Origin of the sequence: Streptomyces sp. NPDC051364 (assembly GCF_040682115.1) — a bacterium.
In the GTDB taxonomy this organism is placed as follows: domain Bacteria; phylum Actinomycetota; class Actinomycetes; order Streptomycetales; family Streptomycetaceae; genus Streptomyces.
In genome coordinates, this window is the sequence record NZ_JBFBAH010000014.1 from 122,770 (window position 1) to 146,317 (window position 23,548).

General features: G+C 73.9%; 20 protein-coding genes. 11 read left to right on the forward strand and 9 right to left on the reverse strand.

The window, feature by feature from the left end; genetic code table 11:
• Positions 1-29 precede the first annotated feature (29 nt).
• The 3 genes from AB0M76_RS26860 to AB0M76_RS26870 all read left to right on the forward strand — a co-directional run bounded on the left by AB0M76_RS26860 (position 30) and on the right by AB0M76_RS26870 (position 3,170).
• On the forward strand, positions 30-1,037 hold the full coding sequence (locus tag AB0M76_RS26860; protein WP_365955297.1) for an ATP-binding cassette domain-containing protein: 1,008 nt from the start codon (positions 30-32) through the stop codon (positions 1,035-1,037).
• The gene (locus tag AB0M76_RS26865; RefSeq protein WP_365955298.1) at positions 1,034-1,822 is read left to right on the forward strand and encodes an ABC transporter permease; all 789 of its coding nucleotides are present in this window, start codon (positions 1,034-1,036) and stop codon (positions 1,820-1,822) included. The genes AB0M76_RS26860 and AB0M76_RS26865 overlap by 4 nt, the downstream gene beginning before the upstream one ends.
• 94 nt (positions 1,823-1,916) lie before the next feature.
• Complete coding sequence (locus AB0M76_RS26870; RefSeq protein WP_365955299.1) at positions 1,917-3,170, forward strand: CaiB/BaiF CoA-transferase family protein; 1,254 nt, start codon at positions 1,917-1,919, stop codon at positions 3,168-3,170.
• A gap of 38 nt (positions 3,171-3,208) precedes the next feature.
• On the opposite strand, the gene AB0M76_RS26875 is transcribed toward AB0M76_RS26870, so the two are convergent.
• Positions 3,209-3,478 (reverse strand): hypothetical protein, encoded by a 270-nt coding sequence (locus AB0M76_RS26875; RefSeq protein ID WP_030720225.1) that lies wholly within the window; start codon positions 3,476-3,478, stop codon positions 3,209-3,211.
• 270 nt (positions 3,479-3,748) lie between these two features.
• Between AB0M76_RS26875 and AB0M76_RS26880 the strand changes: the two genes are divergently transcribed.
• Positions 3,749-5,524, forward strand: coding sequence for a serine/threonine-protein kinase (locus AB0M76_RS26880; RefSeq protein ID WP_365955300.1), 1,776 nt, complete (start codon positions 3,749-3,751; stop codon positions 5,522-5,524).
• 14 nt (positions 5,525-5,538) lie between these two features.
• Here AB0M76_RS26880 and AB0M76_RS26885 read toward each other — a convergent pair whose 3' ends face one another.
• Positions 5,539-6,342, reverse strand: a complete 804-nt coding sequence (locus AB0M76_RS26885) for an SGNH/GDSL hydrolase family protein (RefSeq protein WP_365955356.1) — start codon at positions 6,340-6,342, stop codon at positions 5,539-5,541.
• Positions 6,343-6,539: 197 nt separating this feature from the next.
• On the opposite strand from AB0M76_RS26885, the gene AB0M76_RS26890 reads away from it, so the two are divergent.
• On the forward strand, positions 6,540-7,649 hold the full coding sequence (locus AB0M76_RS26890; RefSeq protein ID WP_365955301.1) for a DUF5925 domain-containing protein: 1,110 nt from the start codon (positions 6,540-6,542) through the stop codon (positions 7,647-7,649).
• 40 nt (positions 7,650-7,689) lie between these two features.
• Here AB0M76_RS26890 and AB0M76_RS26895 read toward each other — a convergent pair whose 3' ends face one another.
• Positions 7,690-8,076, reverse strand: a complete 387-nt coding sequence (locus AB0M76_RS26895) for a GntR family transcriptional regulator (protein WP_365955302.1) — start codon at positions 8,074-8,076, stop codon at positions 7,690-7,692.
• Positions 8,077-8,147: 71 nt separating this feature from the next.
• Between AB0M76_RS26895 and AB0M76_RS26900 the strand changes: the two genes are divergently transcribed.
• From AB0M76_RS26900 to AB0M76_RS26910, 3 genes are all read left to right on the forward strand, one after another.
• Positions 8,148-9,098, forward strand: coding sequence for a GNAT family N-acetyltransferase (locus tag AB0M76_RS26900; RefSeq protein ID WP_365955303.1), 951 nt, complete (start codon positions 8,148-8,150; stop codon positions 9,096-9,098).
• The gene (locus tag AB0M76_RS26905) at positions 9,095-9,580 is read left to right on the forward strand and encodes a DUF402 domain-containing protein (protein WP_365955304.1); all 486 of its coding nucleotides are present in this window, start codon (positions 9,095-9,097) and stop codon (positions 9,578-9,580) included. The genes AB0M76_RS26900 and AB0M76_RS26905 overlap by 4 nt, the downstream gene beginning before the upstream one ends.
• 244 nt (positions 9,581-9,824) lie before the next feature.
• A complete protein-coding gene (locus tag AB0M76_RS26910) occupies positions 9,825-10,871 on the forward strand; it encodes a lytic polysaccharide monooxygenase (RefSeq protein WP_365955305.1) in 1,047 nt (348 codons plus the stop codon).
• Between the two features lie 48 nt (positions 10,872-10,919).
• On the opposite strand, the gene AB0M76_RS26915 is transcribed toward AB0M76_RS26910, so the two are convergent.
• Positions 10,920-11,786: an alpha/beta fold hydrolase gene (locus tag AB0M76_RS26915; RefSeq protein ID WP_365955306.1), complete on the reverse strand. Its 867-nt coding sequence runs from the start codon at positions 11,784-11,786 to the stop codon at positions 10,920-10,922.
• A gap of 205 nt (positions 11,787-11,991) precedes the next feature.
• Here AB0M76_RS26915 and AB0M76_RS26920 point away from each other — a divergent pair, with 205 nt between their 5' ends.
• Positions 11,992-13,137 carry an acyl-CoA dehydrogenase family protein gene (locus tag AB0M76_RS26920; RefSeq protein ID WP_365955307.1) on the forward strand — a complete coding sequence of 382 codons (1,146 nt, stop codon included), beginning with the start codon at positions 11,992-11,994 and terminating at the stop codon, positions 13,135-13,137.
• Here AB0M76_RS26920 and AB0M76_RS26925 read toward each other — a convergent pair.
• The 4 genes from AB0M76_RS26925 to AB0M76_RS26940 form a co-directional block, all read right to left on the reverse strand.
• Positions 13,134-14,123 (reverse strand): hypothetical protein, encoded by a 990-nt coding sequence (locus AB0M76_RS26925; RefSeq protein WP_365955308.1) that lies wholly within the window; start codon positions 14,121-14,123, stop codon positions 13,134-13,136. The genes AB0M76_RS26920 and AB0M76_RS26925 overlap by 4 nt on opposite strands.
• Positions 14,120-17,692, reverse strand: a complete 3,573-nt coding sequence (locus tag AB0M76_RS26930; protein ID WP_365955309.1) for a DNA polymerase III subunit alpha — start codon at positions 17,690-17,692, stop codon at positions 14,120-14,122. The genes AB0M76_RS26925 and AB0M76_RS26930 overlap by 4 nt, the downstream gene beginning before the upstream one ends.
• Before the next feature lie 60 nt (positions 17,693-17,752).
• Positions 17,753-19,420 carry an amidohydrolase gene (locus tag AB0M76_RS26935; protein WP_365955310.1) on the reverse strand — a complete coding sequence of 556 codons (1,668 nt, stop codon included), beginning with the start codon at positions 19,418-19,420 and terminating at the stop codon, positions 17,753-17,755.
• Between the two features lie 68 nt (positions 19,421-19,488).
• The gene (locus tag AB0M76_RS26940; RefSeq protein ID WP_365955311.1) at positions 19,489-20,889 is read right to left on the reverse strand and encodes a cytosine permease; all 1,401 of its coding nucleotides are present in this window, start codon (positions 20,887-20,889) and stop codon (positions 19,489-19,491) included.
• Positions 20,890-21,089: 200 nt separating this feature from the next.
• On the opposite strand from AB0M76_RS26940, the gene AB0M76_RS26945 reads away from it, so the two are divergent.
• Both AB0M76_RS26945 and AB0M76_RS26950 read left to right on the forward strand, forming a co-directional pair.
• Positions 21,090-21,647, forward strand: coding sequence for a TetR/AcrR family transcriptional regulator (locus AB0M76_RS26945; protein WP_266673173.1), 558 nt, complete (start codon positions 21,090-21,092; stop codon positions 21,645-21,647).
• Between the two features lie 248 nt (positions 21,648-21,895).
• Entirely contained in the window at positions 21,896-22,756 is an 861-nt protein-coding gene (locus AB0M76_RS26950) for an alpha/beta hydrolase (RefSeq protein WP_365955312.1), read from the forward strand.
• Positions 22,757-22,769: 13 nt separating this feature from the next.
• Here AB0M76_RS26950 and AB0M76_RS26955 read toward each other — a convergent pair whose 3' ends face one another.
• Complete coding sequence (locus AB0M76_RS26955; protein ID WP_365955313.1) at positions 22,770-23,543, reverse strand: hypothetical protein; 774 nt, start codon at positions 23,541-23,543, stop codon at positions 22,770-22,772.
• Positions 23,544-23,548 lie beyond the last annotated feature (5 nt).

Here is a 23,548-nt window from a genome sequence, read left to right on the forward strand (position 1 = left end):
AGCGTACGTAGTGAGGTAGGGTCCACTGCATGACGACTACGTACGCTGTACTTAGTGAAGCCCTGGAGAAGCGATTCGGCGAGGTCCATGCCCTGCGCGGCCTCGACCTGGCCGTGCCGGAGGGCACGGTCTGCGGCCTCCTCGGCCCCAACGGCGCGGGCAAGACCACCGCCGTACGGATCCTCACCACGCTGACCCGGCCCACCGGCGGCCGCGCCCTCGTCGCCGGCCACGACGTCACCCGCGATCCGGCCGCCGTCCGCCGCGCCATCGGGGTCACCGGCCAGTACGCCTCGGTCGACGGGGATCTGACGGGCCGCGAGAACCTGCGGCTCTTCGCCCGCCTCGCCGGACTGCGCGGGGCGGCCGGTCGGGCCCGCGCCGACGAGCTGCTGGACCGCTTCGGCCTGGGCGAGGCCGCGGACCGGGTGGCCGCCACCTGGTCCGGCGGGATGCGCAGGCGCCTCGACCTGGCCGCCGGGCTCATCACCCGCCCCCGGGTCCTCTTTCTCGACGAGCCCACCACGGGCCTCGATCCGGCGGCCCGCGAGCAGATCTGGACCTCGGTTCGAGAACTCGTCGACAAAAGCGCGGAGGGCACGACGGTCCTGCTCACCACCCAGTACCTCGAGGAGGCCGACCGCCTCGCCGACGACGTCGTGGTCGTCGACCGCGGCCGGGCCGTCGCCGCGGGAACCCCGGCCGAACTCAAGTCCCGGATCGGCGCGTACGCCGAGGTGACCGTCACCGAGGCCGAGGCGCTCCCCGGCGCGGCCGTCGTACTCGACCAGCTGACCGGCGGCAGGCCCGTACTCGACCGCGAGCGCCTCACCGCCGGGGCGACCGTCCTGGACCGGGGGCTCACCCTGCCCCGGATCATCCGCGCGCTCGACCACGCCGGGGTCCCGGTCACCGACGCGAGCCTGCGCCCGCCCACCCTCGACGAGGTGTTCCTGCGCCTCACCCGGAGGCCGTCGGGAGAGTCGGCGCAGACGGCGGAGATGACAGAGACGACAGAGACGGAGCACGCGGCATGAGCACCCTGCTGTCGGACGGCGGCGCCGTCCTCACCCGCCAGCTGCAGAAGGCCCGGCACGCGCCCGCGCTGCTGATCCTCACCCAGACCATGCCGATCACGATGCTGCTCTTCTTCGGCTACGTCTTCGGCAGCGCGCTCGCCATGCCGGGCTCGGAGTACCGCGAGTTCCTGGTGCCCGGGCTGCTCGCCGCCACCGCCGCGAACGGCCTGATGACTGGCATGTTCACGGCCGCGCAGGACGCCCACCGCGGCGTGACGGACCGTTTCCGCACCCTGCCGATGAGCCGCGCGGCCGTACCGCTCGGGCAGACCGCCGCCGACCTGCTGACCACGGCGGCGTCCATGGTGCCGGTGATGCTGGTGGGGCTTGCGATGGGCTGGCGGATCGAGAACGGGCTCCCGGGCGCGCTGGGGGCACTCGGTGTGCTGCTGCTGTTCCGCTTCGCCACGGCGTGGGTGGGGACGTACCTCGGCCTGCTGAGCCGGAGCGAGGAGGCGGCGGGCCAGCTCGGCAGCGCCACCTTCGTACTGCCGATGCTGTCCAGCGCGTACCTGCCGACCGCCGGACTGCCCGGATGGCTACGCACGGTCGCCGAGTGGAACCCGATCAGCGCCGTCGCCACGGCGGTGCGCGCCCTCTGCGGCAACGCGGGCGGCGAGGCCGCGGCGGGCGCCGCCTGGCCGGCGGCGCACCCGGTCGCGGGGGCCGTCGCCTGGTCGCTGCTCCTGCTGGTCCTCTTCGCGCCGTCGGCCACCCGCAGGTTCGCGGGCGGCCGGGACTGAGACGGGCGCCACAGGCGGACGAACCGCACACAGCGTGCGATGTCGACCGCCTGTGTGGTGACAGGCCGGGGTCCCAACCGGTAGGCAGGCTGTCATGAATGCCGACTCGCCCGCGCCCGAGCGCTCTGCGGAACCCCGCCTCGTGGAACGCCGCCCCGTGGAACCCCTGCCCCTCGACGGCGTCACCGTCGTCGCCGTCGAACAGGCCGTCTCGGCCCCCTTCGCCACCCGCCAGCTCGCCGACCTCGGAGCCCGGGTGATCAAGGTCGAGCGGCCCGACGGCGGCGACTTCGCGCGTGCGTACGACACCGCCGCGCAGGGACTGGCCTCGCATTTCGTCTGGGCCAACCGCGGCAAGGAGTCGATCGCGCTCGACCTGAAGGACCCGCGCGGCCGTGATGTCCTGCACGGGCTGCTGGACGGGGCCGACGTCTTCGTCCAGAACCTCGCCCAGGGCGCCGCCGCCCGGCTCGGCCTCGACTCGGCCTCGCTGTGCGCGCGGTACCCGCGGCTGGTCGCCGTCGACATCTCCGGGTACGGGGCCGAGGGCCCGTACGCCCACAAGCGCGCCTACGACATGCTCGTGCAGTGCGAGGCGGGGCTGGTCTCGGTGACCGGCACCCCGGAGCAGCCCGTCAAGGCGGGCATCCCGGCCGCGGACATCGCGGCGGCCATGTACGCCTTCTCCGGGGTCCTCGCGGCCCTGCTGCGCCGCGGGATCACCGGGCGCGGGGGCCGGGTGGAGGTCTCGATGCTCGACGCGCTGGCCGAGTGGATGGGCCATCCGCTGCACCACACGATGCACGGCGGGGAGCAGCCCGTGCGCACGGGCCTCGCGCACGCCGTCATCGCCCCGTACGACGCCTACCCGACGGCGGACGGGGACCGGGTGCTGCTGTCCGTGCAGAACGACCGCGAATGGCGGCGGCTCGCCGAACAGGTGCTGGAGCGGCCCGAGTTGGCCGAGGATCCGGCATACGCGACAAACGCGGCGCGCACCCGGGGCCGGGAGAAGACCGACGCCGTGGTCGCCGAGGCGCTGGGCCGGCTGGGCGCGGACGAGGCGATCGGGCGGCTGGAGGCGGCGGGCATCGCCTGCGCGCGGCTGAACTCGGTGGCCCAGCTCGCGGGACACCCGCAGCTGGCGGCACGGGACCGCTGGCGGGAGGTGGAGTCACCGGCCGGTCCGCTGCGGGCGCTGCTGCCGCCGATCGGACTGCCGGGAGGCGCGGCACCGCACATGGGTGCGGTGCCTGCGCTCGGCGAACACACCGAGGCCCTGCTGCGCGCCTTGGGGATGACGGGCACACAGATCACGACACTGCGCCGGGATGGTGTGGTTGCGTAGGGCCGGGGGGCGAAACCAGAAGGGGTCGGGGACGGTTGTTACGAGCGGCGGCTGCCGAAGAGCGTGCGACGCAGACGACGCAGCGGCGCGAAGAGCGAGACGCGTGCGCTCCGGCTCCGCAGGCGGTGCGTGTGGTCGCGCGAGGTGAGTTCGCGCATCAGCAGGGTCGCCTCGGCCGTCTCGCGGTGCGGGACGGCGGGTCCGCCCAGCACGGCGAGGTGGCGGTCGAGGCGCGAGCTGGTCGCGCCGCTGCCGCAGGTGATGGCAGGCACGCGTGGCGGCCTGCTGCGCATTGCTATCTGTTCCATGTTCTCTCCCCACCCGTACGAGGGCACCCGGCCCGGGCAGGTTAACCCTATCGCCCCCGCGTCGTGCTCGGGTATCCCGGTGGTGTGAATTACCCCTATGGCGACGGGGAGTTGACGGTTACTCAGCGGAGTCGACCGTCACTCTCCGCAGGGGAGGCGGCCGTTTGAAGGGTCCCTGCGCGAGTCCCGCGCGGACCGGGGCCACATTGCGCGCACTGCGCTAACTTGGAGTGACCGCCCGCCGACACACGGACACACCTGGGGGCTCGCGTGAGTGACAACATCGGTGGGGCGGACGGGGAATCCGCCGCCGGCCGTGTCATCTCGGGCCGTTACCGGCTGCTCGACCTGCTGGGCCGGGGCGGCATGGGCATCGTGTGGCGGGCCCGCGACGAGGTCCTGGGCCGTGAGGTGGCCGTCAAGGAGGTACGGCCCCCGGCCGGGCTGGACGCCGCCGAGATCGGGCGGATGTACCGGCGGCTCGAGCGCGAGGCCTGGGCGGCGGCCCGGGTCTCGCACCGCGGGGTCGTCACGGTCTACGACGTGGCCACCGAGGACGGCCGGCCGTGGATCGTGATGGAGCTGGTGCGCGGGCTCTCGCTGGCCGACGCACTCGAGGCCGAGGGGCCGCTCACCCCGCAGCGGGCCGCGCACCTCGGGGAGCAGGTGCTGGCAGCGCTGCGCGCCGCGCACGAGGCGGGGGTGCTGCACCGGGACGTCAAGCCCTCCAACGTGCTGATCGCCAACGACGGCCGGATGGTGCTGAGCGACTTCGGGATCGCCAGCCTGGAGGGCTCGTCGGCGATCACCATGACGGGCGAGGTGGTGGGCTCCCCCGAGTTCCTCGCGCCGGAGCGGGCGCTGGGGCGCGATCCGGGGCCCGCTTCGGACCTGTGGTCGCTCGGGGTGATGCTGTACTCCGCAGTCGAGGGGGTCTCGCCGTTCCGGCAGGACACCCCGCTGTCCACGTTGCGGGCGGTGGTGGACGAGGAGCTGCCGCCGCCGCGCCGGGCCGGTCCGCTCACGCCGGTGCTGGAGGGGCTGCTGCGCAAGGACCCGGCGGAGCGGCTGCCCGCGGCGGAGGCAGCCCGGATGCTGCGGATCATCGGGGCGGGCGGGGTCGTACGGGGCTCCGGCGGGGCGGTGTCGGGTCCGGACTCGCCGACGGCCACGGCGCACCAGCGGCACGGCCCCCCGGACGCGCAGGACCGCCCCGACGGGCCCACCCCGCCGATGCCGGTGCCGATGCCCGCGCCGGTGCCGGGTCCCGCCCCGGCAGGGGCTGCGGGGCGCGGGGCGCCGCCGCGCGAGGGGCGGGCCGGGCTGCTGGTGCTGACCGCCGGGATCGTGGTGCTGCTGCTGGCGGTGGTCGCTCTGGCGTGGCTGCTGCTCAAGGAACGCGAGGAGCCGGGCGGAAACGGCACCGGGCCGACGGGCCCGGCGACCTCGGCCGCGGCGTCCGCGAGCTCGTCCGGGTCGGGGTCGCCGTCCGCGTCCCCTTCGCCGTCGCCGTCGCCGTCCGCTTCACCGTCGGCCACGCCCGCACCGCACTTCGCCGTGTCGGTGCGCGCCGTACGGACGGACTACCGCGGGGCCTGCCCGCCGCCCGCCGAGCAGGCGCCCGCCTTCACGGCGACCGTCGATGCGGACCGTACGCCCGCCGTACTGGAGTACCGCTGGGCGACGCGCAGCGGGGTCACCTCCGGCCCCGGCTGGCAGTCCGTCACGTACCCAGCGGACGGCCCCCGGAGCCGGCAGCTGGACCACACCGAGCTCACGTACTACCCGAGCGCGACCTTCGACGACGCGGTCCGGCTGGAGGTGCGGGGGCCGGACCCGACGGCCTCGGAGTGGGTGGAGTTCTCCGTGACGTGCGAGGAGGGGGAGACCCCGACGGGCGGGACCTCTCCCTCCCCCGGTCCGAGCGGTACGCCGGCCCCGGTGACGGCGGGGCCCGTACCGGCGGGACCGGCGACGCCGGAAGCCGCCGAGCCCGAAGCCACGGACCCGGAGCCTGCTCCGGAGCCCGAAGCCGCCGCTACGTAGCTACCTTGGGGGTGTCAGGCGGCGTTGGTGAGGACGGGCAGGTAGCCGCCGGACTGTCCGGCGGCGGTGGGGTGGTACGACTCGCCGATGTTGAGCCAGTTGACGCTGTGGAGCCACGCGTCGCCGGAGCAGATCTCGTGGCCGGTGAAGGCGCCGGCGACCGAGGCGAAGGTGAACCCGTGGTCGGCAGCGCGTTTGGCGATGGCGGCGTTCAGGTAGTCGGCCGCTCCGTTGATGGCGGAGCGCTCGCCCTCCGTCAGCCCGGCGGTGCAGGTGCCGTTGAGCTTGTAGAAGCGGGGGTAGCCGAGGACGACGACGTGGGCGGCGGGCGCCCGGCCGTGGATGGCGGTGTAGACCTGGTCGAGCTGGCCGGGAAGGGTGGAGTCGACGTACGCCTTGGCCTGGTTGACGCGGTTGATGCAGGTGGACTCGGACTGAAGCACACAGGTCGTCATGACGTCGGAGAACCCGGCGTCGTTGCCGCCGATGGTGATGCTGACCAGGTCGGTGCCGGAGTTCAGCGGGCCGAGCTGGCCGGAGAGGACATCACCCGTACGGGCGCCCGAGCAGGCGGTGAAGGAGAAGGTCTGCGGGGAATGGGCGGCGGCCCACAGGGCCGGGTAGGCGCGGGAGGTGCGCTTGCAGTTGCCGCTCCCGCTGTCGTAGTTGCCGGCGCCGACGCCGGAGGAGTACGAGTCGCCGAGGGCGACGTAACCGAAATCGGCCGTGGCGGCGGCCGCCTGTCCCGCGCCGAACAGGGCGGCGCCTGCGGCGAGTAACAGGGAGGAGGTCAGGGCGGCGAAGCGCGACATCTTCATGCTCATGTGTGCGGCTCCTTGTGGGGGTTACTCCTGAGTCCGTGGTACTGGGAGCCGGGGTTGGCCGGAAGTGTTCATGCCAAGAATTTTTGGCGCGGAGTTGCGGCCCGAATCTTCACCACCGGTGCGTTTGAAGAGGGCACTTGGGCACCCGATCCGGCGAAACACGGGTGCATGAGGACACTTCGTGCCGGATCATGGGCGCCATGCCAGCCAACCCGCATGACGCGCTGCCGATCCGGCTCAACGTCGACGACAGCGATTCACCGTCGGATGTCGTGGACGCGCTGTTCCTCGGCCGGTTCGCGTCCGGCGAGCAGCCGTACTCGCACAGCGTGACCATCGAGCGGGTGAAGGCGGAGGCGACCCTGCTGCCGCCCGAGGCCACCGTGCTGCGCTCGGCCCGCGACTCCGACCGCAGCGCCACCCTCGCGGAGGGCGAGGGCTGGACGATGCTCGTCTCGCGCTGGAGCCGGGGCGCGGACGTGACCGTGACGGCGGTCAGCGACGAACTCGCCTCCAGCGTGCTCGGCGAGGCCACGGAGGGGGTGCAGGACGAGCCCGAACCGCAGCCGGAGAACGTCACGATGGGCTTCTGGTACGTCTCCCCGCGCCGCGGCCCGTACCGGACGACCCGCCAGATCGCGGCCGGGACCTGGGCGGAGGTGCGGCCCAACTACACGGCCCCGGTGGCCGGAGCGATGGACCGGCTGATGAAGGTGACCCCGGACGACATCGCGGGGCGGCTGCTCCTGCTGCACGGCCCGCCCGGTACGGGCAAGACCTCGGCGCTGCGGACGCTGGCCCGGTCGTGGCGGGACTGGTGCCAGGTGGACTGCGTCCTGGACCCGGAGCGGCTGTTCAACGACGTGGGCTACCTGATGGACATCGCGATCGGCGAGGACGAGGGCACGGCGAAGGGCCGGTGGCGGCTGCTGCTGCTGGAGGACTGCGACGAGCTGATCCGCGGCGAGGCCCGGCACACGGCGGGCCAGGCGCTGTCGCGGCTGCTGAACCTGACGGACGGTCTGCTGGGGCAGGGCCGCAACGTGCTGGTCGGCGTGACCACGAACGAGGACCTGGAACGGCTCCACCCGGCGGTGGTCCGGCCGGGCCGCTGCCTGGCGCGGATCGAGGTGGACCGTCTGACGTACGGCGAGGCGGTGGACTGGCTGGGCACGGACGAGGGGGTTCCGCGCGAGGGCGCCACGCTGGCCGAACTGTTCGCGCTGCGCCGGGGCACGGGCCCCTCGGCGCTGCTGCCGCCGCAGGGCCAGCACGGTTCGGAAGCGGGCCTGTACCTGTAACCGGTCCCGCACGCCCACAACTGGACGACTCGTAAACGGCCTAGGCGCCGTACCGGGCGCGCAGGGCGTCGAGGGCGGCCGACGTCGCCTCGTCGAAGGTCAGGCCCAGCCGCTTCGCGCGCTCCGCATAGGCCTGCGCGGCGGTGGCCGCCTCCCGGGCGGCTCCGTCGCCGGTCGCCGCGATGAACGTCCCGTTCCGGCCGCGGGTCTCGATCACCCCGTCTCCCTCGAGCGCCCGGTAGGCCTTCGCGACCGTGTTCGCCGCCAGGCCCAGCTCCTCCGCGAGCCCGCGCACCGTCGGCAGCTTGTACCCGACCGGCAGGTCTCCCGCCCGCGCCGCCTCCGCGATCTGGGCGCGCAGCTGCTCGTACGGGGCGGCCGCGCCGGCCGAGCCGTCGATCCGGATCTTCAGGTTCGTCGAGGTCACCCGGCGATTCTCCCCCATCCCCGGGGAAATTCGGAGGCATCCGCCCCCGCCCCGCGCCTACGGTCGACGGCATGACCATTTCGATCCGCGACCTCCACCCGGGTGATCCCTCGGACGCGGAGTCCGTCGTACAGGTGCGCCGCGCCGCGCTGCCGTTTCTGATCGCCACCGCCGACGGCGTTGCCTTCGAGCTGTCCTCCGCCGCTCCGGCCAAGCGCCATCGCCTCCTCGTCGCCGAGACCGCGGCCGGCCTCGTCGTCGGCACCGCCGAGGCCGGCCTCGCGTACGACAGCCCGGAGCCCGGCCGGTCGTTCGTCAACGTGTACGTCGACACCGCGCACCGCGGCCGCGGCGCGGGCACGGCCCTGCTGCGGACGGCCGAGGAGTACCTGGCCGCGGAGGGCGCCGCGAGCACGTACTCCTGGGTGCTGGACGAGCCCGCCCACCGCGCTTTCGCCGAGCGGCGCGAATACCACCCGAGCCGTTCCGCGCACTTCCTGCGCCTCGACCTGGCCTCCGCCGCCCTGCCTCCGTACCCGGACGCGCTGCCCGCCGGTGTCGAGCTGCGCCCCGGCAGCACTTTCGCCGCCGACCCGCGACCGCTGCACGAGGCCGACGCGGAGGCCTCCGGCGACGAACCGGGCGACGTACCGGCGGAGCCGGCCGACTACGAGGACTGGCTCGCCACCGTCTGGCACCACCCCGACCTCGACAAGGAGCTGACCACGGTCGTCCTGGTCGACGGGGTCGTGGCCGCGTTCTGCGCAGCCCGGACGGACGGCGCCACCCGCTACGGCTCGGCGATGACCGGCACCCTGCGCGCCTTCCGCGGCCGCGGCCTGGCCAAGCTCGCCAAGACGGACTCCCTGCACCGGGCCCGCGCCGCCGGCTGCACGGAGGCCTTCACCGGAAACGACACCGGGAACGAGCCGATGCTCGCCATCAACAAGTGGTTCGGATACGAGATCTGCGCGACCGAGACGCGCTACGCGAAGCAACTGAAGGGACCGCAGCAGTCATGAGCAGCACCGGGTTGACCGTCGCCCTCACCAAGGCGGGCCGCACCAAGATCCGCTACCCCGCCGCCCTGGTCGCGGACACGGGGGACCGGATCTCCGTACGCGCCCCCTGGGCGGCCGACGGCGTACGGGACTTCGGCTTCGTGCGCTTCGAACCGGGCGACGTGTTCACCGAGCACTTCTGGCGGACGCGCTGGTACGCGGTCAAGGAGGTGCGGACGGGCGAGGGCGCCCTCAAGGGCTGGTACTGCGACGTCACGCGCCCGGCGGTGGTGCAGGACGGCGAGATCCTCGTCGAGGACCTGGACCTGGACCTGTGGGTGTCGGCGGACGGGTCCGCGGTCCTGCGCCTGGACGAGGACGAGTTCGCCGCGAGCGGGCTCACGGAGACCGACCCGCAGGCGGCGGCCGAGGCCATCCGCGCCCTCGACGCCCTGGCCGCCCAGGCCCTCGAGCCGGCCGGTCTGACCGCCCTCCTCAGCTGAGCGCGGCTGCTCCGGCCTCTTTCTGTAGGCCCGCTTAGCGGTTCCTTAAGCGGACCCTAAGGATCTTCGGGAGGGCCCCGAAAGGGGTGGAACCGCTGGTGCGGAGGGCTAGCTTGGCGGGGCCAGGGAGGCCTGAGGCGGCGCCGGACCCGACGGGGGGCGGCGCCGCCCAGCCCGGTTCCCGGCGCTCCCGGCGCATCCACGACCGTGGTGCCCGCATCGCCGCTCCGAAGGAGATCCACCCATGCCCGCACGCCGCCGCACCGTGACCCGTATCGCCGCAGTCGGTCTCGCCCCGCTCGCGGTGGCCGCGTACGCCGTCGCGCCGGCGGCCGCCCACGGCTCGATGACGGACCCGGTCAGCCGGGTGGCGGCCTGCTACGCGGAGGGACCGGAGTCGCCGAAGTCGGCGGCCTGCAAGGCCGCGGTGGCGGCGAGCGGCACGCAGGCCTTCTACGACTGGAACGCGGTCAACATCGCCAACGCGGCCGGCAACCACCGGGCGTTGATCCCGAACGGCCAGCTCTGCTCCGCCGGCAACGACAAGTACCAGGGCCTGGACCTGGCCCGCGCCGACTGGCCGGCCGGCCCGATGTCCGCGGGCGAGCACACCTTCCGGTACAAGGGGACCGCCCCGCACAAGGGCTCCTTCGAGCTGTACATCACGAAGGACGGCTACGACCCGACGAAGCCGCTGAAGTGGTCCGACCTGGAGCCGGCGCCGTTCGCCAAGGCCACCGACCCGGGCATGCAGAACGGGGACTACGTCTTCTCCGGCAGCGTGCCGGACAAGTCCGGGCGGCACCTGATCTACAGCATCTGGCAGCGCTCGGACAGCCCGGAGGCCTTCTACACCTGCTCGGACGTGGTGTTCGGCAAGGACAACGGAGGGAACGGCGGGGGGAGCGGCGCGAGCGGAGGCACTGGCGGCAGCACCGGCACCACCCCGAGCACGAAGCCCAGTACGAAGCCGAGCGCCAAGCCTTCCGCCGACCGCCCCTCGGACGCGCCCAAGGCCCCGACGGACCGGCAGATCGCCGACGGCGAGAGCAAGTCCACGGTGGAGCACAACGGCCACGGCGACAACGACCCGAGGACGAACGGCAGCACCGACCTCGCCCCCGTCCCGTCGGAGTCCCCCGCGGGCACCACCAACCTGGCCGAGACGGGGGGCAGCGGCGCCACCCCGGCGATCGCGATCGCCGGGGCCGGCGTGCTGGCCATCGGTGCGGCCGTGCTGTTCGGTGTGGCCCGACGCCGTGCGACGGCGCCGGGCCGGCACGGCCGCTAGGAGGTGCCGTCCGACCGGTTCACCGGGACTGCCTGTGCGTCGGCATCTTCACTCGAAGACCGACGCGCAGGTGGTCCGGGAGGCGTGTGCCGGGTCGAGGGCGTTGACCGCCTCGTGCCAGGCGATCCGGTCGGTGAGCCCGATGGCGACGTGCTCGGAGAGATCCAGGGGGCACAGGTCCTGGAGCACGACGTTCCGTACGTTGGAGCCCGTCGCCTGGAGGAAGGCGCTCCGGTAGGGCGTGACGACCTCGTCGTACTTGGTCGCGATGACCGTGTACTGGACCCCGGGTACGGTGTCCCCGCCCGCGTTCAGCTTGGTGACGAAGGGGGATCCGGCGATCTGGTCGGCCAGCCCCGGGGTCGCGGAGCTGATCAGGTCCTCGGCTCCGGGGAAGTACGGGAGCAGCTGGGTGAGCCCGCTCAGGGTGGTTCCGTGGTTGTCGGGGGCGAGCCCGACCAGGGCGTTGACCTTGGGGGCGCCGCCGAGGAACTTGAGGTAGTAGTTCGGCATCATGCCGCCCTGCGAGTGGCCGACGATGTCGGTCTTCGCGGCTCCGGTGGAGGCCAGCACCTTGTCGACGAAGACGTCGAGCTGTCCGGCCGACTTGTCGATGGGGCCGAGCCCGTTGAAGAACGGCACGCCGGGCAGTTGCCCGTAGTCGAGCGAGTAGACGCAGTAGCCGCGGTGGACGAGGTAGGGGGCGAATCCGAGCCAGTTGTCGACGGAGTTCCCGAACGTGCCGTGGACGAGGACGACGGGGCGGGGATGGGCGGCAGAGGGTTTGCAGGACCAGTTGTTCCAGCCGCTGCTGGGTGCGGATGCGGCCTGCGCGGCGCCGGTGGGGGCGACGAGGGCGGCAGCGGCGAGGGTGAGGACGGCCAGCGGGCGGAGCAGGCGTCGCCAGGGCAGCATCGAGTGATCTCCTTGCTGGGTCAGGGAAAGACGTGGGGGTTCGTCCCGTGATCCGGATCACAAGGAGGTGCTGCTTCGGCCAAATTACGGGCGAGTAGCAAAACTTGGAAGTTACGCGTCAGTAAAAAATGCGTGTCGCCCCCCGCCCCCGCACGCCCTCGGGACAATGGAGTAGTCCCCTACTCCGCGTGAGGTGAGTGATCGGATGCAGTGGGCTCCCGGTGCGGGCACGGCCCTGGCCACCCCGCCCGACCTGGCCGCCGACCCGCTCGTTTCCGCGGTCACCGAGGTCGCCGTGGGCACGCTGGGGCCCGTCGCGGAGGAGACCGCGCAGGAGGGCGTGCCGCGTTCGCACCTCGACGCCCTCGCCCGCTGCGGTGCGTACGGGGCCCTCGGCCACACGCCCCGCCCCGGGAGCGGGCTGACCACGCGTCAAGTGGTCCGTGAGGTGACCGAGTTGCTGTCGGCGGCGGATCCGTCCACCTGGTTCGTGCACACCCAGCACTTCGCCCTCGTGAAGGCGCTGCAGGCGGCCACCGGGACGGAGGCGGCCGCGCTGCGCGAGCAGTGGGCGCCCGCCCTCGCCTCGGGAGCCAGGCGCGGCACGGCCGGTTTCGCCTTCTTGCGGCACGCCCGGCCGCCCGTCACCGCCGAACCGGTCGCCGACGGGTGGCGGCTGCGCGGCCGGGTGCCCTGGATGACCGGCTGGGGCCTCACCGACGTGGTGTACCTGGGCGCCCTCGCCCCGGACGACCGGGTGCTGTCCGCCGCGGTGGCCTGCGGGCCGGACGGCGACCCCGGGCTGGTCGCGGCCGGATCCGCGCCGCTGTGGGCGATGAACGGCACCCGCACGGTGGCGGTGGAGGTACGCGACGTCCTCGTCCCGCGGAGCGCGGTGATCTCCGTACAGCCCCGGGCGGAGTGGACCCGTGCATACGACCTCGAGAATGCGAACGCCCACCCCGCCGTGTTCGGCCATGTGCGCGCCGCGGCCGATTTCCTTCTGCGGTCGGCCCCCGCCGCCGGCAGCGCGTACGAGGAGCTCGGCCACCGGGTGGCGCAGGAGGCGGCCCGGCTGCGCGCGGAGGCCTACGCCCTGCGCGACGAACTCCCGCCGGAGGAGCGGGTCGAGGACCGGCTGGCGCTCCGGGCGGCCGTCCTGGAGCTCGGCGTACGGGCGGCCACCGCCTGCGTCGCCGCGACGGGCGGCCGGGCGATCTCGTACGGGAACACCGCCGGCCGTCTCGCCCGCGAGGCCCAGTTCCACCTGATCCAGGCCCAGACCTCCGGGCTCCGCACCGAAATGGCCCGGCGCCTGCTGGCCGGGCTGCCGGGGGCGGACAACCGCTAAGCGGCTTTGTGGAAGGTCGCGGCCGGGCGGACCGTGCCCGGGCCGAAGCGGGCGTTCGCGCGGTCGACGGCCGCCTCCACCGTCAGGCGGGCCTCGCGGACCGGGTCCAGCGAGATCTGCCGGGACACCCGCTCGGCGCCCGTGAGGTCCTCGGCGCGCAGCACCATGCCGGTCAGCCGGGCCCGTTGCAGCCCGGCCGCGTCCAGCAGGCGGTACGCCGCCGCCCGCAGGTCCTCGTCGTGCGCGGACGCCGCCGTGAGCCGCCGGGTCCGCTCCCAGCGGGTGCCGCCGGCGAACTGCAGGGTCAGCGACAGGGACCGGGCTGCCTGGCGGCGGCCCCGCAGTACCGCGCCCAGCCGGACCACCAGGCCGAGGAGCACGGCCCGGGTGTGCGGGCCGTCGAGCTCGTGCCGGGTGAAGCCGCTGCGGACGGCGGCCGACGCGGGCAGGTCCTTCGGGGTGACGGGGCGCGGGTCGATCCCGCGGGCGCGCTCCGCGGCCAGCCGGCCCGCCCGCTGCCCCAGGATCCGTTCGACGGTGCCCGGGGAGACGGCCGCGACCGCGCCGACCGTGTGCAGTCCGTACCCGCGCAGCGCCTCCGCCTGCTTGGGGCCGATGCCGTGCAGGGCCTCCACCGGCAGCGGCCCGAGGAAGCCGTCCACCGCGCCCTCGGGCACGGCCAGGACACCGCCGGGCCCGGGCACCCGGGCGGAGGCCGTCGCCGCCACCGCCCAGGTCCCGGCGACCCCGATCCGTACGTCCGTGCCCAGCCGGGCGACCGCGCGCAGCCGGACCAGCTCGGCGATCCGGCAGGCGTCCGCGCCGAAGTACCGCCGGGCGCCGCGTACGTGCACCAGCGCCGCCCGGGGCGGCAGGGCCTGCACCGTCGGGGAGAACTCCCGCAGGAGTTCCAGGACTTCGCGGTACCCCTCCTCGGACACCGCCGGAGCGCACCGTACGTGCAGGACGCCGTTCGCCGGGGTCATCCCGCGCTCCCCGGGCTGGAGTGCCACAGCTTGCGGCCGGTCGCGGCGCGGTCGCCGGCCGGCTGGAGGTCGGCCCACGGGTTCATCTCGTACCCGGTGGGCAGGTGGATGCGGCGCCCCGGATCGGCGGCACCCACCGTGTCCCCGGCACCGGGCAGCGGTTCGGCCAGGCGGGCCGCGACCGCGTCCAGGCCGCCCGTCGCCCGCAGTTCCACCAGTTCGGCCAGGTCCCAGGCCGCCGCGCCGACCACGCTCAGGCTCTGCGGTCCGCGCCGCTGTACGACACCCCGTACCAGCAGCAGGAACGAGTGGAAGACGGTGTGTGCGCACGCCTCGTGGCTGTCGTCGAAGAAGGCCAGGTCGACCAGGCCCGTCCCGTCGTCCAGCGTGGTGAAGACGACCCGCTTCCCGGACCGGATCGGCGGGGTCTGGGTGGCCGCCTTGGCCCCCGCGACCAGTACCGTCCGGCCGTGCTCGACCTCGCGGAGCCTGCCGGCCGGGACCGCCCCCAGCTCCGCCAGGAAGGCGTGGTGGTCCTCCATCAGGTGCCGGGAGGCGTCCATGCCGAGCACGCCCAGCTCCGCGCTGAGCCGCTCCGCCTCGTTCAGGTCGGGCAGGCCGACCGGGGCCGTCGACCGCCCGCCGCCCAGCGGGAGCTGGACGCTGCCCGGCCGGGCCCCCGCCGAGCGCTGTGCGCCGTGCAGCTCGGCCACGTGCAGCAGCAGGTCGCGCCGGTTGGCGCCGAAGGCGTCCAACGCCCCGACCTGGGCGAGCCTTTGGGCGACGGGCCGGCCCGGGTGCGCCCGGTCCCAGAAGTCGCGCAGCGATCCGTACGGCTGCCCGTCCTCGATCCGGAGCGCCTCCGCCTCGCTGATGCCGTGGACGTCGGCCAGGGCCAGCCGGAGCCCCCACACCGGGGGAGCCCCGACATCGGACACCAGTTCGATGTGATGGGCGACCGCCGACCGGTTCACGTCCAGCGGCAGCACCGGCACGCCCCGGCGCCGCGCATCCGCCAGCAGCAGCCGCTTCGGGTACATCCCCGGGTCGTGCGTGAGCAGCCCGGCGTAGAACGCGGCCGGGTGGTGCGCCTTCAGCCATGCCGACTGGTACGTCGGCACGGCGAAGGCCACCGCGTGCGCCTTGCAGAAGCCGTACGAGCCGAACGCCTCGACGATCTCCCAGGTCCGGCCGATCACCTCGGCCGAGTAGCCCCGTTCGCCCGCCTTCGCCGCGAACCACACCTTGATCCGCGCCTGCGACTCCGGGTCGGAGAGCCCGCGCCGTACCCGGTCCGCCTCGTCGCGCCCGCAGCCGGTCATGACGTGGACGATCTCGATGATCTGCTCGTGGAAGACCACCACCCCGTACGTCTCGCGCAGCGCCTCCGCCAGGTGCTCGTGCGGGAAGCGGACCGGGGCCCGCCCGTGCCGCGCCTCGATGAACGGCCGCACCATGTCGGCGGCGACCGGCCCGGGCCGGAACAGCGAGATGTCGACGACCAGGTCGTGGAAGGTCGACGGCTGGAGCCGCCCCACCAGGTCGCGCTGGCCCGGCGACTCGATCTGGAAGCAGCCCAGCGTCTCGGCCGAGCGGATGAGCTCGTACGTCGCCTCGTCGCCCGGCGGGACCTGCGCCGGGTCGTCCAGGTCGAGCTCCTCCCCCGTACCGCGCCGGATCTCCGCGACGGCGTGCGCCATCGCGGACTGCATCCGCACGCCCAGCACGTCGAGCTTGAGCAGCCCGAGGTCCTCCACGTCCTCCTTGTCGAACTGGGACATCGGGAACCCCTCGCCGCTGGTCGGCACCACGGGGGTGCGGGCGAGCAGTGAGGCGTCGGAGAGCAGCACCCCGCACGGGTGCATGGCGATCCCGCGCGGCAGCGCGTCCAGCGCCTCGACGAGCTCCCACAGCCGGCCGTGCTCCTCGCCGCGTACGTCGCGCAGTTCCGGCAGTTCGGCCAGGGCCGCGCGGGCGTCGCGGGCCCGGATGTGCGGGAAGGCCTTGGCGAGCCGGTCGACGGTGGCCGGGTCCATGGACAGGGCGGCTCCGACGTCGCGGATCGCGTGCCGGACCCGGTAGGTCTCGGGCATGGAGACGGTGGCGACGCGCTCGGTGCCGAAGCGGTCGATGATCCGCCGGTAGACCTCCAGCCGGCGGGCGGACTCCACGTCGATGTCGATGTCGGGCAGGACGCGGCGGCGCTTGGACAGGAAGCGCTCCATCAGCAGGCCGTGGGCGACGGGGTCGGCGTGGGCGATGCCGAGGAGGTGGTTGACGAGGGAGCCGGCGCCGGAGCCGCGGGCGGCCACCCGGATGCCCATCGCACGTACGTCGTCCACGACTTGAGCAACCGTCAGGAAGTACGAGGCGTACCCGTGGTAGGCGATGATGTCCAGCTCGTGGTGCATCCGCTCCCAGTACGCGCGGTCGTCGGCGTAGCCGCGCAGCACCATGCCGGCGGAGGCCCGGGAGGCGAGGACCCGCTGGGCGGTGCGGTGGGCCGCGCCGACGAAGTGGGCCTCGGGGAAGTGCACGGAACCGATGCCGAGGTCGTCCTCGGGGTCCACCGAGCAGGCCTCGGCGGTACGCCGGGTCTCCGCGAGGAGCCGTCGCGCGTCGGCGGGGCGCAGGCCGGCGGCCCGGGCGATCCGGTCGGCGGCCTCGGCCATGGCGGCGGGGTCCTTGAGCCAGCGTTCGCCGCTGTCGAGGGGGCCGCGGGGGTCGACGGGGACGAGACGGCGGGCCGAGTCGAGGATGTCGGCGACCGGGCCCTGGCCGGGGTCGGCGTACCGGACGGCGTTGGTGAGCACGGCCGGGACGCCCTGCTCGGCGGCGAAGCCGACCGTACGGGCGGCCAGGCGCAGCGAGCCGGGGCCGGTGCCGGTGCGGCCGTGGTGGACGGCCTCCAGGCGCAGGGAGTCCCCATAGACCTCCCGCCAGGGTGCGAGGAGCCGGGCGGCCCGGTCCGGGCGCCCGGCGGCCAGTGCCCGCCCCACCTCCGACCCGGGCCCGAGCAGGACGTACACCCCGACGCCGCGCAGTTCCGCCCAGGGGACGACGGGCCGGTCGGCGCCGCCGGCGCCCGCATGGGCCGCCGTGACCATCCGGCACAGTTCGGCCCAGCCGGTGGCGCCGTCGCGGGCCAGGAAGGTGACCCGGGGTGCGGACTCGTCGACGAAGGCGCCGCCCGCGACGGGGGTCCGCCGCCGGTGGGACGCCTCTCCGGAGCCGCCGTGCCCGGATCCGCCCGGTCCGCTCGAGCCGGCCGATCCGGCCGGGCCCGCCGCAGGTGCAGGGGCGTGCGACACGGCCAGGTCGGCCCCGAACAGGGGCCGGATCCCGGCCTTCGCGCAGGCCTTCGCGAACCGCACCGCACCCGCGAGGGTGTCGCGGTCGGTCAGGGCGAGGGCATCCATGCCCCGCTCGACGGCACGCTCCGCCAGCCGATCGGGGTGGGAGCCTCCGTAGCGCATGGAAAACCCCGAAACGGTGTGCAGATGCGTAAAACCAGGCACCCGCGGCCTCCTGCTTCGCTCGAACGTGAACACCACCCCCGTCTCCACCATAGAGCAATTCGAATATCCGTGCGAAACATTCGTTCGATAGTCGGCCGCCGCCTGCCCGCGCTAGGGAGTGTCGAGCCGGCCCACCCGGTGGACGACCTCGCCCGCGACCACCACCGTCTCCGCCACCGTGCCCGGGATCCGTTCCGGGGCCACGGCGAGGATGTCCCGGGACAGCACCACGAAGTCCGCCGCCTTGCCCACCGTCAGCGAACCCCGGTCCGCCTCCAGGAAGTTGGCGTACGCCGAGCCCATCGTGTAGCCGTACACCGCCGTCGCCACGTCCACCGTCTCGGCCGGCTGCCACGGGGCGCCGCCCTCCAGCGGGCGGCGGGTGACCGCCGTGTAGATCCCGATCATCGGATCCATCTCGGCCACGTTCCAGTCGCTGGAGAAGGCCAGCACCGCGTCCGCCTCGGCCAGGCTGCGCATCGGCCACGCCTTGTGCCAGCGGTCCTCGCCCACGTTCTCCGCCCAGTCCTGGCCCGGCCCGGCGATCTCCGGCGCGCAGTGCCTCGGCTGCATGCAGGCCACCACGCCGAGCGCGGCGAAACGCGGCACGTCCGCCGGGTCCAGGCATTCCACGTGCACCACCTGGTGACGGGCGTCCCGCGGCCCGTTGACCGCACGGGCGTGCTCGACGGCGTCCAGGACCGTACGGATCCCCCGGTCGCCGGTGGCGTGCACGAAGCACTGGAAGCCGCGCGCGTCCAGCCGCGCCAGCAGCTCCGCGAACTCCTCGGCCGGGTAGAAGGTCTCGCCCCGGTGCGCCCCGCATCCGGTGTACGGCTCCAGCAGCGCGGCCGTGCGCGGCTCCACCACGTCGTCGATGTACAGCTTGAGCGGCCCGACCCGCAGCCGGTCCCCCGCGTACATCCGCGCCGCCGCCGCGAAGGCGTCGAGCTCCTCCTCGGTCGTACCGCGCGGGTGGAACAGCGCCGCCACGATCCGCGAGCGCAGTCGGCCCTCGGCGCGGGCCCGCTCGTACAGCTCCAGGTCGTCCAGGGAGTTCTGCGGTTCCACGACCGTGGTGATGCCGAAGCCGATCGCGTCGTCCAGGCTCTTGGCGAGGCGGCCGTACTGCCGGTCCGGCGAGGCCCACGGCACGCCGAGCTCACGCAGTGCCCGGTGGCCGTCCCGCGAGAGCCCCTTGATCGCGAAGTCCTTGACGAAGCCGGTGGGCTCGCCGGTCTCCGGGTCGACGGCCGCGGTGCCGAACGGCAGGTCGGTACGGTCCTTCGCGACCCCGAGCCGGCGCATCGCCGCCGTGTTCAGCCAGGCCGTGTGCACGTCGTACGAGAGCACGATCGCGGGGGTGTCCCCGGTGACCGGGTCCAGGTCGGCGGCGGTGGGCATCCGGCCGCCCGGGATCGCGGAGTAGTCGAAGGCCTCGGCCTCGATCCACTCGGCGTCGGGGTGGGCCCCCCGCCAGGCCCCGATCCGGTCGAGGATCGCCTCCAGGGTGCGCACCCCGGCGAGCTGGACGCAGGCGTCGTCGGAGCCGAGCCGGACGTGGTTGTGGGCGTCGACGAAGCCGGGCAGCACCAGCCGGCCGCCCGCCTCGATCCGCTCGGTGTCCGGGCCCGCCCAGGCGGCGGCCTCCGCGTCCGGGCCGAGCCAGACGATCCGGCCGTCGGACACGGCCAGGGCCTCGGCCTCGGGCAGCTCCGGGTCGACGGTATGGATCCGGGCTCCGGTGAGCAGCAGGTCGGCGGGGACGGGGTGCGGCATGGGTGGTGCTCCTGTGCAGAGGCGGCGGACGTGGCGGATGTGGCGGTGCGGGAGGGGACCGGGGGGGGTCAGGCGGCCGGGGCGTACGCGGGCACCCGGCGGGCGGCGAGGGCCCAGTACGTGAGCGCGGAGACGACCGAGCCGAGCAGGGTCAGGTCGGCGCCGCCGAGCGGGGCCACGAGCGGGCCGGTCCACAGCTCGGAATCGCAGGTCAGCGCGGCGAAGGCCATGCCGGCGAGGAGCGCAGCCATGCCGGCGGGGTGGTAGCCGGCCCGGTACCAGTAGGCGCCTGCGCTCCCGGCGTGCAGTGCGTCGGAGTCGTAGCGGCAGCGGCGCAGCAGCATGTCGGCGAGGAAGACCCCGCCCCAGGGCGCGAACAGGATGATCAGCAGGGAGAGGAAGGAGAGCAGCGAGGTGGTGAAGTCGGTCAGGAAGAGCGCGGCAAGCGATCCGGCGGCGGTGACCGCGGCACTGATCACGATGGCGCGGGCGCGGCTCCACGGGATGCCGAGGACCTGGAGGTTCAGGCTGGAGGAGTAGAGAGTGATGATCGAGTTGGTGACGGAGCCGCCGAGGACGAGGGCCAGGAACACCGGCTTGAACCAGCCCGGGAGCAGGCTTTCGGCCCCCGCGACGGCGTCGGTCATGTCGGTCTGGGTGGCGGCGGCGACCCCGGCGACGCCGAGGGCGACGGAGGAGACGAACCCGCCGAGCGCGCCCATCCAGGTGATCGACTTCAGCGAGGTGGTCCGGGGCAGGTAGCGGGTGTAGTCGGCGGGCATCGGCAGGTACGAGAAGGGCCCGGCCAGCATCACGACGAAGGCCAGGCTCCAGCCGGACAGGCCCGGGGCGGCGGCGCCGGCCGGGGCGGCGGTCTCGGCGCCGGGCAGGAGGAAGACGAGCAGCGCGCCGAAGCCGAGGGCGAGGACGTAGGCCATCCAGCGCTCGGCGAACTGCACGGTGGCGTGGCCCCACATCGCGACGGCGAAGGTGAGCGCGAGGGTGGTCCCGAGGGCGAGGGCCCGTACCGCCACGCCTTCGCCGAGGCCGACCTCGGCGAAGAACACCTCCAGGGCGAGCGTGCCGACCACGGTGTTGACGATGGTGTAGCCGATGCTCACCACCCAGTTCAGGACGCCGGCCGGGAAGTTCCCGCGGACCCCGAAGGCGGCCCGGGAGATGACGAGGGTGGCGGTGCCGGTGCGGATGCCGCTGAGCCCGGCGGCGCTGACCGCGAAGAAGGACAGTCCGCTGATCACGACGACGGCGGTGGCCTGCCAGAAGGAGAGGCCGAACGCCACGGCGAGGGCCCCGTTGATCACGTAGGTGAAGGTGAGGTTGGAGCCGAACCAGAGCCAGAACAGGTCCCGGGCGCCGCCGTGCCGCTCGGCGTCGGGGATGGGGTCGATGCCGTGGGTCTCGACCCGGAACACCTCGTCGACGTCGGCCGTCGTCTCCTGCTGCGTCATGCGCCGTACCCCTGACTGTGGACCCACTGAACCTTGAATGACGTTCTAAGTTCTTGAATGGCATTCAAGATGCGCCGCCGATCGGGACCGCGTCAAGACCCTGTCCGGGATAAGGTCGGGCCACGAAGATCGGGAAGGCGGCACGGGTGGCGGGAGCGGGGCCGGCGCGGCGGCGCGACGGGCGGATCGCCCAGGAGCGGATGCTGGAAGAGGCCATGGCGGCGATCGCCGAGGGCGGACTGGCGGAGCTCACCATGTCCGCGCTCGCCGAGCGGCTCGGCACCAGCGGCGGCCACATCCTCTACTACTTCGGCAGCAAGGACCGGCTGCTGCTGGCCGCACTGCGCTGGAGCGAGGACCGACTCGCCGCCGAGCGGGCGCAGTTGCTGGCCCGCCGGGTCACCGCGCACCGCAAGCTCGCACTGTTCCTCGAGCTCTACCTGCCGCGCGGCCCCCGCGATCCGCGCTGGACCCTGTGGATCGAGCTGTGGGCCCGCACCCCCGCCAACGAGGACCTGCGCGCCGCCCAGCAGGAGATCGACGACGGCTGGCAGCGGGACCTGGAGACCCTGCTCGCCAAGGGCGTGGACCAGGGCCGCTTCGCCGCCGCCCTGGACGTGCCCGCCCGCGCCTCGGAGCTGCTCGCACTGCTGGACGGGCTGAGCACCCGCGTGGTGCTCGGGCAGCGCGGCGCCGACCGGGCCGCTTCCCTGGACCGGGCCCGCTCGGCGGCAGCCCTGCTGATCCCCCACCTCTAAGCGGCCTCGGGGGAGTGGGGCACGCCCCCGCGCCGCCCGGCACGGCGCCTCGCCGCGTTGTCGCAGCCCCTGGTACGTCCCGTACAAGCGTGCCGCTCCGCCTTGCGATGCACCGCACCGCACGACGCGAAAACGAAACCCACCTCCCCGAGGCCGCTGAGTGCCGCGCCCGCATTCCCTCGTTTCCCGCTCTCCTCCGGGCGGGCCGTGCTTCCATCGCAGGAGCGGGGCGGGGGCATCGGAGCGGGATGCGCATCGAGGTGAGCCGGGGCGACAGGCGGAAGTTGATCGCGCAGGAGTGGGGGGCTCCCGACGGCTCACCGGTCCTGCTGCACCACGGCATGCCGGGCAGCCGCCTCGGCGTGGCACTCGACGACGCCGCCGAGCGCCATCCGCACGTCCGCTTCTTCGCCTACGACCGGCCCGGCTACGGGGAGTCCGACCGGGCACCGGGGCGGCGCGTGGCCGACGCGGCCGCCGACTCCGCAGCCGTCGCGGACGCCCTGGGCATCGGCCGCTTCGCGGTCGTCGGCCGCTCCGGGGGCGGTCCGCACGCACTCGCCTGCGCGGCCCTGCTCCCCGACCGGGTGACGGCAGCGGCCTGCCTGGTCGGCCTCGCGCCCCGCGACGGCTCCGGACTCGACTGGTACGCCGGCATGACCCCGTACAACGTGGAGCACTACACCCTCGCGGACCGCGACCCGGCGGCTCTGGAGCTGCGCCTCACCCCCCAGGCCGAGGTGATCCGCCGCGATCCGGGCCGGCTGATCGAGGACCTGCGCGCGGACCTCCCTGACGTGGACCTCGCGGTCCTGGCCGACGACCGGGTTCGCCGGTCCGTCCTGGACAACTTCCGCGAGGCGCTGCGGACTTCCGCGTACGGCTGGCTGGACGACTCCCTCGCGTTCTGCCGGCCCTGGGGGTTCGAGCCGGGTGGGATCACCGGCCGGGTCATGCTCTGGCACGGCGCCGAGGACGTGTTCTCACCGGTGGGCCATTTCCACTGGCTGGCGCAGCACATCGGGCACAGCACGGCGGTGCTCGCGCCCGGAGCCGGCCATTTCGCGGCCCAGTACGCCCTCTCGGAGGCGCTGGACTGGCTCCGCTGAGGTCAGGCCGGGGTCATTCGGCGGGCGTCCCGGTCCGGGGTACGGGCACGGGCAGAGTCACGCGGGGCCGCTCCACGGGCGCGGCCACCGGCTCCCGGGCTCCCTTGAGGCAGTCGATGATCCGCTCGTGCATGTCCCCGACGCTGTCCACGACCTGGATGCGCAGGTGGAGCGCCCGCACCTCGTCGATGAACCGCTTCGAGAACACCCCCACCCGTATGGTTTCGTACGTACCGGTCGCCACCAGCGGGAATCCGGCCCCGAGCGCGACGAGGCGGAAGTCCGCAGCGGGCCGCAGCCCCACCGCGCCCAGCCGCTCACCGGCCTCGCCCGGGCTCATCCACGCCTCCTCGGGAATCGGCCCGTCGTGCGGATCGCCGTCCATCACCAGGAAGTAGTCGGCGCGGTGCAGCCCCGCATTGTGCTGGCCGCCGTTGAGGATGCCCGTGACCCATGCCTTCGACTCGCCCGGCAGCTCCCCCGCCACGTACTCGGAGCGCCACCCCAGCACCGGCCGTACCGTACGGGCGTACTGGGCGCGGGCGAGCACGGCGCCGGCCGCCACGGCCAGCAGGCTGGCCAGGGGTTCCTCGGGCATCAGCTGGAGCCGCCAGGGCCAGTGGGTGCGGGTCGCCTCGGACAGGTTGCCGCGGACGACCTCCCAGACGAGGACGGCGACGAGCAGGCACAGCAGCACCAGGGGCGCGGTGAACAGCCAGGGATTGCGCCGGATGCGTCGCTGCGCATCGGAAACGGGGCCGCCCCGGCCGGATGGTGCACTGCTCATGAGCG